We start from the raw sequence: 7,745 nt of genomic DNA, 5'->3' as shown, positions 1-7,745 counted from the left end.
CGGCGTTGTCGTCGGGCGCGATACCGCCGGTATCCCTTCCTCCTCCGCCTTGCAGCTCACCGCACCGGCACCCGCGCGGGCGCCGGGACGGCGATCTGCGGCGTTGTCGTCGGGCGCGATACCGCCGGTATCCCTTCCTCCTCCGCCTTGCAGCTCACCGCACCGGCACCCGCGCTGACGCCGGCACGGCGATCTGTGGCGTTGTCGTCGGGCGCGATACCGCCGGTATCGCATCCTCCTCCGCCTTGCAGCTCACCGCACCGGCACCCGCGCTGACGCCGGGGGAGGGGCAGGGGGCGCCGCCTTCGGCGAGCGGCGGCGGAGAAACGCCGACTTCGGCGAGCTGACGGGCGGGCGAGCATGCTGATCGAGGAGGCCGCGCAGCGGGCGTACGAGATCTGCGTCAGCACATGCCGCGGACGACGGAGGGCTCGTGCCGGATCCAGGATCCGCACGAGCCCTTCTGCGGGCCGGGGTCAGACGTTCTTCATCCAGTCGACGTCCGCGTCCTCGTCGGTCAGCTCGGCGTCGCCCGCCTCGTCGAGCACGAGGTTCGGCAGCGTGATCGCCTCGGTCGGCGGTGCGATGACCGTCGCCTCGTCGCGGCGGTGCCGCAGGATGTCGTTCACGTACGCGGTGACCGCCTCGGCCAGCGGCACGTCGCGCGCCTGCTGCTGCGACATGAACCAGCGGTGCTCGAGCAGCTGGTGGAACATCTCCGCCGGCTCGAGGCGCCCCTTCAGATCGCGCGGGATCGACCGGATGACCGGCTCGAACACCTGCGCGAGCCACTCGTGCGCGACCATCTCCTCGTCCAGCCCCTGCTTGTCGTAGGTGGCGGTGTACGAGTCGAGGTCGTTCAGCAGCCGGCGCGCCTGGTTCTCCTGCGCGTCCAGTCCGGTGAGCCGCAGCAGCCGGCGCTGGTGGTGACCCGCGTCGACGACCTTCGGCTGGATCCGCACGGTCGAGCCCGACTCGTCGGTCTTGATCGCGAGCTCCTCGATGTCGAAGCCGAGGTCGTTGAGCCGGTTCACCCGGTCGTTGATCCGCCAGCGCTCCGAGGTCGAGAACGACTCCGCTCCGGTCAGCTCCTTCCAGAGGCTGCGGTAGGCGGCGACGATGCCGTCCGAGACCGTGATCGGATCGAGGTCGTCGTCGACGCGTCCGCCCGCCTCGAGGTCGAGCAGCTCGCCGGCGATGTTGACGCGGGCGATCTCGAGGTCGTTCTCGCGCTGGCCGTTGGAGAGGCCGCCCGAGTAGAGCTGCCCCGTCTCGGCGTCGACGAGGTACGCCGCGAACGCCCCGGCGTCGCGACGGAACAGCGTGTTCGAGAGCGAGACGTCGCCCCAGAAGAAGCCGATGACGTGCAGGCGCACGAGCAGCAGCGCCAGCGCGTCGACGAGGCGCGTGGCCGTGTCCGGCCGCAGCGTCTGCGAGAACAGGGCGCGGTAGGGGAGCGAGAACTTCAGGTGCCGAGTGACCAGCACGGCGGGCAGCTCGTCGCCCTCGTCGTCGCTGCGGTTCGTGATGACGGCGCCCGGCACGACGCACGGGACGTCGAGGCGCTGCAGCGTCTTGAGCATCTCGTACTCGCGGCGCGACATCTCCGCGGTCGTCTCCTTGACGGCGACGACGTGACCGGAGAGGTGCGCGAAGCGGACCGTGTGCCGCGAGATGCCCTTGGGCAGTGCGGCGATGTACTCGTCGGGCCAGTCGTTCAGCCGCAGGTTCCACGGCAGGTCGAGGAGGGCGGGGTCGACCGTGGCCGAGGTGATGTTCAGGGAGCCGGACATGGCACGCCGTTCGTGTCGTGAGTCGGACGGTGGAGGGGCCCGGACGAACGCTGCCGCCGCCTCGGAGGAGACGGCGGCAGCGTGTGCGCGGGGGCGGAGCCTAGGAGAGGCGCAGTCCCGACTCGCCGTCGAAGATGTGCACACGGTGGTTCGCGGTCACGTAGACGCGGTCGCCCGCGGTCGGGTGCACGCGGCCGTCGACGCGCGCGACGATGTCGGTGCGGCGTCCCTCGACCTCGGTGTGGCCGTAGAGGTAGCCGTCCGAGCCGAGCTCCTCGATCAGGTCGACCTCGATCGGCAGGCCGCCGGGCTGGGTCGAGACGGTGACGTCCTCGGGGCGCACGCCGAGCGTGACGACCTTCTGGGTGGTCTTCGCGAGCGCCTCGCGGGCGATCGGGAGGACGGTGTCGCCGAACTTGACGCCGCCGTCGGTGACGTCCGCGTGGAACAGGTTCATCGCGGGCGAGCCGATGAAGCCGGCCACGAAGACGTTGTTCGGGTTCTCGTAGAGGTCGCGGGGCGTTCCGACCTGCTGGAGCAGTCCGTCCTTGAGGACCGCGATGCGGTCGCCCATGGTGAGCGCCTCGGTCTGGTCGTGGGTGACGTAGACCGTGGTGATGCCCAGGCGGCGCTGGAGCGTGCCGATCTGCGTGCGGGTCTGGACGCGGAGCTTGGCGTCGAGGTTCGACAGCGGCTCGTCCATGAGGAACACCTGCGGCTTGCGGACGATGGCGCGACCCATCGCGACGCGCTGACGCTGACCACCCGAGAGGGCCTTCGGCTTGCGGTTGAGGTAGGGCTCGAGGTCGAGCATCTTCGCGGCCTCGAGGACCCGCGCGGCGCGCTCGTCCTTGTTGATGCCGGCGATCTTGAGCGCGAAGCCCATGTTCTCGGCCACCGACATGTGCGGGTAGAGCGCGTAGTTCTGGAACACCATCGCGATGTCGCGGTCCTTCGGCGGAACGTCCGTGACGTTGCGGTCGCCGATCAGGATGCGGCCCTCGTTGACCTCTTCGAGGCCGGCGAGCATGCGCAGGGAGGTGGACTTGCCGCAGCCGGAGGGACCGACGAGGACGAGGAACTCGCCGTCTCCGACCTCGAGGTTCAGCTTGTCGACCGAGGCACGCGTGGCCCCGGGGTAGACGCGGGACGCGTTGTCATAGGTTACGGACGCCATTGTTCTTGCTCCTTCACCGGCAGGTACGTGCCGGACGATCCGAGTGAATGGAAGTGACGGTCGTCGTCGCGTGGGCGACTCCGACCAACCGTCACAGTATGCCACGCGGTGCCGGGACGGGGAGTCGGTGCCCGATGCCGGCCGCCGGAAGCGGGCGGTATCCGTCGTTTGGAGGTTTCCCAGGGCTCGCGCGTAGGATTCCGGCGAGTCGCAGCCCGGCGGCACTTCCTCCTCTCTCATTCGGAGCGTTCTTGTCATGACCATCGGCGGAGCCAACGACCGTCTCTCGAAGAACCAGCGTCGAGAGGCCGCGCGCGAGAAGGCCCGCCGACTCCGCGAGCAGCAGAAGCGCCGCGATCGCGTCGGCCGCTTCGCCCTGCAGGGCGGTCTCGCGATCGTCGTGATCGCGATCGTGGCGGTCGTGGTCTTCGCCGTCACGTCGAGCATCCGCCCGGCCGGCCCCGGCCCCGCCAACATGGCGAGCGACGGCGTCCTCGTCACCGAGGGCCTGGTCGCCTCGACCACCCCGGCGATCCCGGCCGACGGCAGCCCCACCCCGAGCGTCCTCGACACCTCCACGGGCACCGTCGACATCCGGGTCTACCTCGACTACCTCTGCCCCTACTGCGGCCAGTTCGAGCAGACCAACGGCGATCAGATCAAGGAGTGGGTCACCAGCGGTGCCGCCACGGTCGAGATCCACCCGATCGCCATCCTGACCACCCGCTCCAACGGCACCAAGTACTCCGAGCGCGCGGCCAACGCCGCCGCCTGCGTCGCCGACGAGTCACCGGACTCCTTCTTCGACTTCAACGCCGCGCTCTTCGCCGAGCAGCCGGCCGAGGGCACCGACGGCCTCTCGGACGACGAGCTCAAGCAGGCCGCCGCGGACGCGGGCGTGGAGGACACCGCCGCCGTGAACACCTGCATCGACGAGCAGTCCTTCGTCAGCTGGGTGCGGGCGGCCACGGAGCGCGCGACGTCGGGCCCGCTGCCCGGCACCGAGGTCGCCTCCGTCTCGGGCACGCCGACGGTCCTCGTCAACGGCGAGGCCTACACCGGCTCGCTCACCGACGCCGACGCCTTCAGCTCGTTCGTGCTCTCGGCCGCCGCCGACACCTACTCGTCGGCCACGCCGACCCCGACGCCCGCCGCGGGCTGATCCGCGACCCCGCCGAGACGGGACGGAACACACGAGGGGCCCCGGGAGACCGGGGCCCCTCGTCGTGCACAGCCGGGCGCCGGACGTCGTCGCCGCAGGAGGACGCGCGGCGGGTCCGAGGTCCCGCGCGCGATCCACGACAGGTCGTTCCGCGCCTCAGCGCCGGCCGACCGCGGGCGTGGATAGGCTCACCCGATCTCACCGGAGGGCCCCCTATGACCACGACACCGATCGGCATGCGGACGACCGCCGACCGACCGCTCTTCGAGGGCGTCCAGGTCCTCCGCTTCGTCGCAGCCCTCCTCGTCGTGTTCACGCACAGCAGGTTCTACGCGAGCGAGCACCTGGACGCCTCCATCGGCGTCTGGGGCGGCGGTGCCGCGGGCGTCGACCTCTTCTTCGTCGTCTCCGGCTTCGTGATGGCGGTGACCGCCGCTCCCTTCGAGGTGGCGGGCGGCTGGCGGTTCTTCGCCGTCCGCCGTCTGATCCGCATCGTCCCGATGTACTGGATCGCCACCACGCTCACCGTCGTCGCGATCCTCGCGCAACCTGGCGCCGCCCAGCAGGCCGGCCTCACGCCGTGGTCCGCCGTCGCCTCCTACCTCTTCCTGCCGACCCGGGATCCGGACGGTCAGATCGCGCCGCTCCTCGGCGTCGGGTGGACCCTCACCTTCGAGGCGGCGTTCTACGCCGTCTTCGCCCTCGGGCTCCTTCTGCGGCGCGCCGTCCTGGTCTTCGCGTCGACGGTCATGATCCTCGTCGCGTCGGGTCAGCTCCTCCGCGGCGGCGGGGACGACTGGCCCGCCTGGGCGTTCTACTTCGACCAGATCGTGCTCTACTTCGTCATCGGCATGGTGATCGGCGGGATCGTCCTCCGGCCCGACGCGCGCCGACGGCTGCTCGTCGCGCTCGGAGTCGCCCTCGCCGTGGCCGTCCTCGGCACCGTCGCCTCGGACGGGCCCGCCTGGCAGCACGACGGGCTCACGCGCAAGGGGATCATCGCCGCCGTCTTCCTCGCCGTGCTCCTGGCCGAGCCGCTCCTCCGAGGGCTACGACGGAGGCCCGCGGTCCACCGCTTCCTTCTGCGTCCCCTCCTCTACCTGGGTGACGCCTCGTACAGCCTCTACCTCTTCCACCCGCTGGTGGGGCCCGCCGTGCCCGCTCTCCTCGCCGTCCTCGGTCTGCGCTCCGGCGCGGTCTCCGTCGTCGGCTCCGTGCTGCTGGCGGTCACCGCGGGCGCGCTGATCCACCGCTTCGTCGAGAAGCCGATCACCCGCCGGCTGCGGGGGATGCGCTACGCCGGACTGCCGTCGAGTCCGCGCCGCTAGGGGAGGAGCCCACCATGACGAGACCGCCGCTCTTCGAGGGCGTCCAGGTCCTGCGCTTCGTCGCGGCTCTGCTCGTCGTCGTCACGCACGCCACGTTCTACGCACGGGAGCGCCTCGACGGCTCGATCGCCGTCTGGGACGGGGGCACCGCGGGCGTCGACGTCTTCTTCGTCGTCTCCGGCTTCGTCATGGCGGTCACCGCGGGTCCCTTCGAGGTGAGGGGCGGATGGCGGTTCTTCGCCGTCCGCCGCGTGATCCGGATCGTCCCGCTGTACTGGATCGCCACCACCCTCAAGATCGCGTCGATCCTCGTCCTGCCCGGGGCCGTCCTGCACGCCGCCCTCACTCCGTGGTCGGGAGTCGCGTCCTACTTCTTCCTCCCCAGCCGCAACCCGGACGGCGCGGTGGAGCCGCTCCTCGGCGTCGGGTGGACCCTCACGTTCGAGGCGGCCTTCTACGCGGTCTTCGCCCTCGGACTGCTCCTGCGGCGGAACGTCCTCGTCTTCGCCTCGGCGATCGTGCTGCTCGTCGCGTCGGGCCACGCGTTCCGGCCCGCGGAGGACTGGCCCACCTGGGCGGTCTACTTCGATCCGATCGTGCTGTACTTCGCGATCGGCATGGCGATCGGGAGGATCGTCGCTCTGCCGAACGCGCGCCGAGCCCTGCTCGTCGCGCTGGGCCTCGCCGCAGCGATCGCCGTCGTCGCGAGCGTCACGCCGGGCGGCGTCTCCTGGCAGCGCGACGCGCTCTTCCGGAAGGGAGTCGTCACCGCCGCGTTCATCGCCGTGGTCCTCGCCGAACCGCTCCTGCGGCGGCTCGCGCGGCGGCCCGGCGCCGACCGCGTCGTCCGGAGACCGCTGCTCGCCCTGGGTGACGCGTCCTACAGCCTGTACCTCTTCCACCCCATGATCGGGCCGGCCGTGCCCGCCGTCCTCGCGCTGGTCGGACTGCGATCGGGAGTGCTCTCCGTGGCGGGCACGATCGCCGTCTCGCTCGTCGCCGCGACCCTGATCCACCGCCTCGTCGAGAGGCCGATCACGCGGAGGCTGCGCGGGCTGCCGTACGCGGGCCTGCCGCCGGACGGCTGGGAGCGCCGCAGTGCACCGGCGGAGGGAGCGGTCGATCGAGGGCGCGAGAGACCGAGACGGAGCCGACGACGGGACTTGAACCCGTAACCGCCCGATTACAAGTCGGGTGCGCTACCAATTGCGCCACGTCGGCAGGTGCGTCGCCGCACCGGGCCACCCTATCGCGGGGCCGAGAGCCGCTCCGGCCCCGGCCCGCGCCGCGGGATCACGGCTCGAGGATGCTCAGATGCCGCTCGGCCGGCGTCGGCCGCTTCGGGCCGCCGATCTTGCCGTCGGGCCGCCCGACGTAGAGCCAGCCGAGGAGCTCCTCGCCCTTCTCGAGGCGGTGCGCCTTCCGCACGGCCTTGGCGCGGGTGTAGGAGCCGGTGCGCCAGAAGACGCCCCAGCCCGCCTCGTCGAGCAGCAGGCTGAGCAGGTGCGCGACACCCGACGCGACGGCCTCCTGCTCCCAGGCCGGCACCTTGGACTTCTTGACGCTCACGACGACCGCGAGCAGGAGGGACGCGCGGTGGGTCTTCTCGACGTGCTTGCGCGCGTCCCTCTTCTCTCCGGACGCGGCGGCGAAGCTGCGGCCGATGCGGTCGCGGGCCGCCCCGCGGATCTCGATGACCCGCCAGGGCCGGAGCGAGCTGTGATCGGCGAGCCGCGAGGCGGCCGAGACGTACGCCGCGATCTCCTCGTGCCCCGGCGCCTCCGCGGTCACCTTCGAGCGGGAGCGCCGAGCCAGGACGGCCTCGAGCACGGGAGTCGCGGACACGGTCACTCGCCCTCGGTGGTGAAGTTCATCGCGATCGAGTTCATGCAGTACCGGTCTCCGGTCGGCGTGCCGAAGCCGTCGGGGAAGACGTGGCCCAGGTGCGAGCCGCAGTTGGCGCAGCGCACCTCGGTGCGGACCATGCCGAGGGTGCTGTCCTCGATCAGCTGCACCGCGTCCGGGCGGATGGACTCGTAGAAGCTCGGCCAGCCGCAGCCGGAGTCGAACTTGGTGCCGCTCTTGAACAGCTCGGCGTGGCACGCCGCACAGGTGTAGAGCCCCTCGCGGTGCTCGTCGAGCAGCTCGCCGGTCCACGGGCGCTCGGTGGCGGCCTGGCGCAGCACGGAGTACTGCTCGCGGTCGAGCTCCTCGCGCCACTCGGCGTCGGTCTTGTTGACGGAATACGACGACATGGGTCTCCCTAGGAATCCTGGTCAGTGTAC

The 7,745-nt window shown here is 71.1% G+C and carries 7 protein-coding genes and 1 tRNA gene; 3 read left to right on the top strand and 5 right to left on the bottom strand.

Annotated features, from left to right (window positions below):
- Positions 1-476 precede the first annotated feature (476 nt).
- On the bottom strand, positions 477-1,793 hold the full coding sequence (locus tag HRK28_RS04400; protein WP_160087804.1) for a DUF4032 domain-containing protein: 1,317 nt from the start codon (positions 1,791-1,793) through the stop codon (positions 477-479).
- A 100-nt stretch (positions 1,794-1,893) separates the two neighbouring features.
- A complete protein-coding gene (locus HRK28_RS04395; protein WP_123702257.1) occupies positions 1,894-2,970 on the bottom strand; it encodes an ABC transporter ATP-binding protein in 1,077 nt (358 codons plus the stop codon).
- A gap of 256 nt (positions 2,971-3,226) precedes the next feature.
- Between HRK28_RS04395 and HRK28_RS04390 the strand changes: the two genes are divergently transcribed.
- From HRK28_RS04390 to HRK28_RS04380, 3 genes are all read left to right on the top strand, one after another.
- Positions 3,227-4,132: a thioredoxin domain-containing protein gene (locus tag HRK28_RS04390; RefSeq protein WP_160087806.1), complete on the top strand. Its 906-nt coding sequence runs from the start codon at positions 3,227-3,229 to the stop codon at positions 4,130-4,132.
- A gap of 215 nt (positions 4,133-4,347) precedes the next feature.
- A complete protein-coding gene (locus HRK28_RS04385; RefSeq protein WP_173250528.1) occupies positions 4,348-5,460 on the top strand; it encodes an acyltransferase in 1,113 nt (370 codons plus the stop codon).
- A 14-nt stretch (positions 5,461-5,474) separates the two neighbouring features.
- Positions 5,475-6,635 (top strand): acyltransferase, encoded by a 1,161-nt coding sequence (locus HRK28_RS04380; RefSeq protein WP_173250527.1) that lies wholly within the window; start codon positions 5,475-5,477, stop codon positions 6,633-6,635.
- Here HRK28_RS04380 and HRK28_RS04375 read toward each other — a convergent pair.
- The 3 genes from HRK28_RS04375 to msrB all read right to left on the bottom strand — a co-directional run bounded on the left by HRK28_RS04375 (position 6,609) and on the right by msrB (position 7,715).
- Positions 6,609-6,681, bottom strand: a tRNA-Thr gene (locus tag HRK28_RS04375). The genes HRK28_RS04380 and HRK28_RS04375 overlap by 27 nt on opposite strands.
- Positions 6,682-6,753: 72 nt before the next feature.
- Positions 6,754-7,311, bottom strand: a complete 558-nt coding sequence (locus HRK28_RS04370) for a nitroreductase family protein (RefSeq protein WP_173250526.1) — start codon at positions 7,309-7,311, stop codon at positions 6,754-6,756.
- Positions 7,308-7,715 carry a peptide-methionine (R)-S-oxide reductase MsrB gene (gene msrB / locus HRK28_RS04365; RefSeq protein ID WP_123445164.1) on the bottom strand — a complete coding sequence of 136 codons (408 nt, stop codon included), beginning with the start codon at positions 7,713-7,715 and terminating at the stop codon, positions 7,308-7,310. Before msrB ends, HRK28_RS04370 begins: the two co-directional genes overlap by 4 nt.
- Between the last annotated feature and the right edge of the window lie 30 nt (positions 7,716-7,745).

Origin of the sequence: Rathayibacter sp. VKM Ac-2835, from assembly GCF_013266705.1 — a bacterium.
In the GTDB taxonomy this organism is placed as follows: domain Bacteria; phylum Actinomycetota; class Actinomycetes; order Actinomycetales; family Microbacteriaceae; genus Rathayibacter.
The sequence above is the reverse complement of the archived record's forward strand: the minus strand, read 5'-3'. Positions and strand labels throughout refer to the sequence as shown.

Coding starts and splice junctions, on each gene's coding strand:
- HRK28_RS04400 (WP_160087804.1), bottom strand. CDS start 1,793: ATGTCCGGCTCCCTGAACATCACCTCGGCCACGGTCGACCCCGCCCTC.
- HRK28_RS04395 (WP_123702257.1), bottom strand. CDS start 2,970: ATGGCGTCCGTAACCTATGACAACGCGTCCCGCGTCTACCCCGGGGCC.
- HRK28_RS04390 (WP_160087806.1), top strand. CDS start 3,227: ATGACCATCGGCGGAGCCAACGACCGTCTCTCGAAGAACCAGCGTCGA.
- HRK28_RS04385 (WP_173250528.1), top strand. CDS start 4,348: ATGACCACGACACCGATCGGCATGCGGACGACCGCCGACCGACCGCTC.
- HRK28_RS04380 (WP_173250527.1), top strand. CDS start 5,475: ATGACGAGACCGCCGCTCTTCGAGGGCGTCCAGGTCCTGCGCTTCGTC.
- msrB (WP_123445164.1), bottom strand. CDS start 7,715: ATGTCGTCGTATTCCGTCAACAAGACCGACGCCGAGTGGCGCGAGGAG.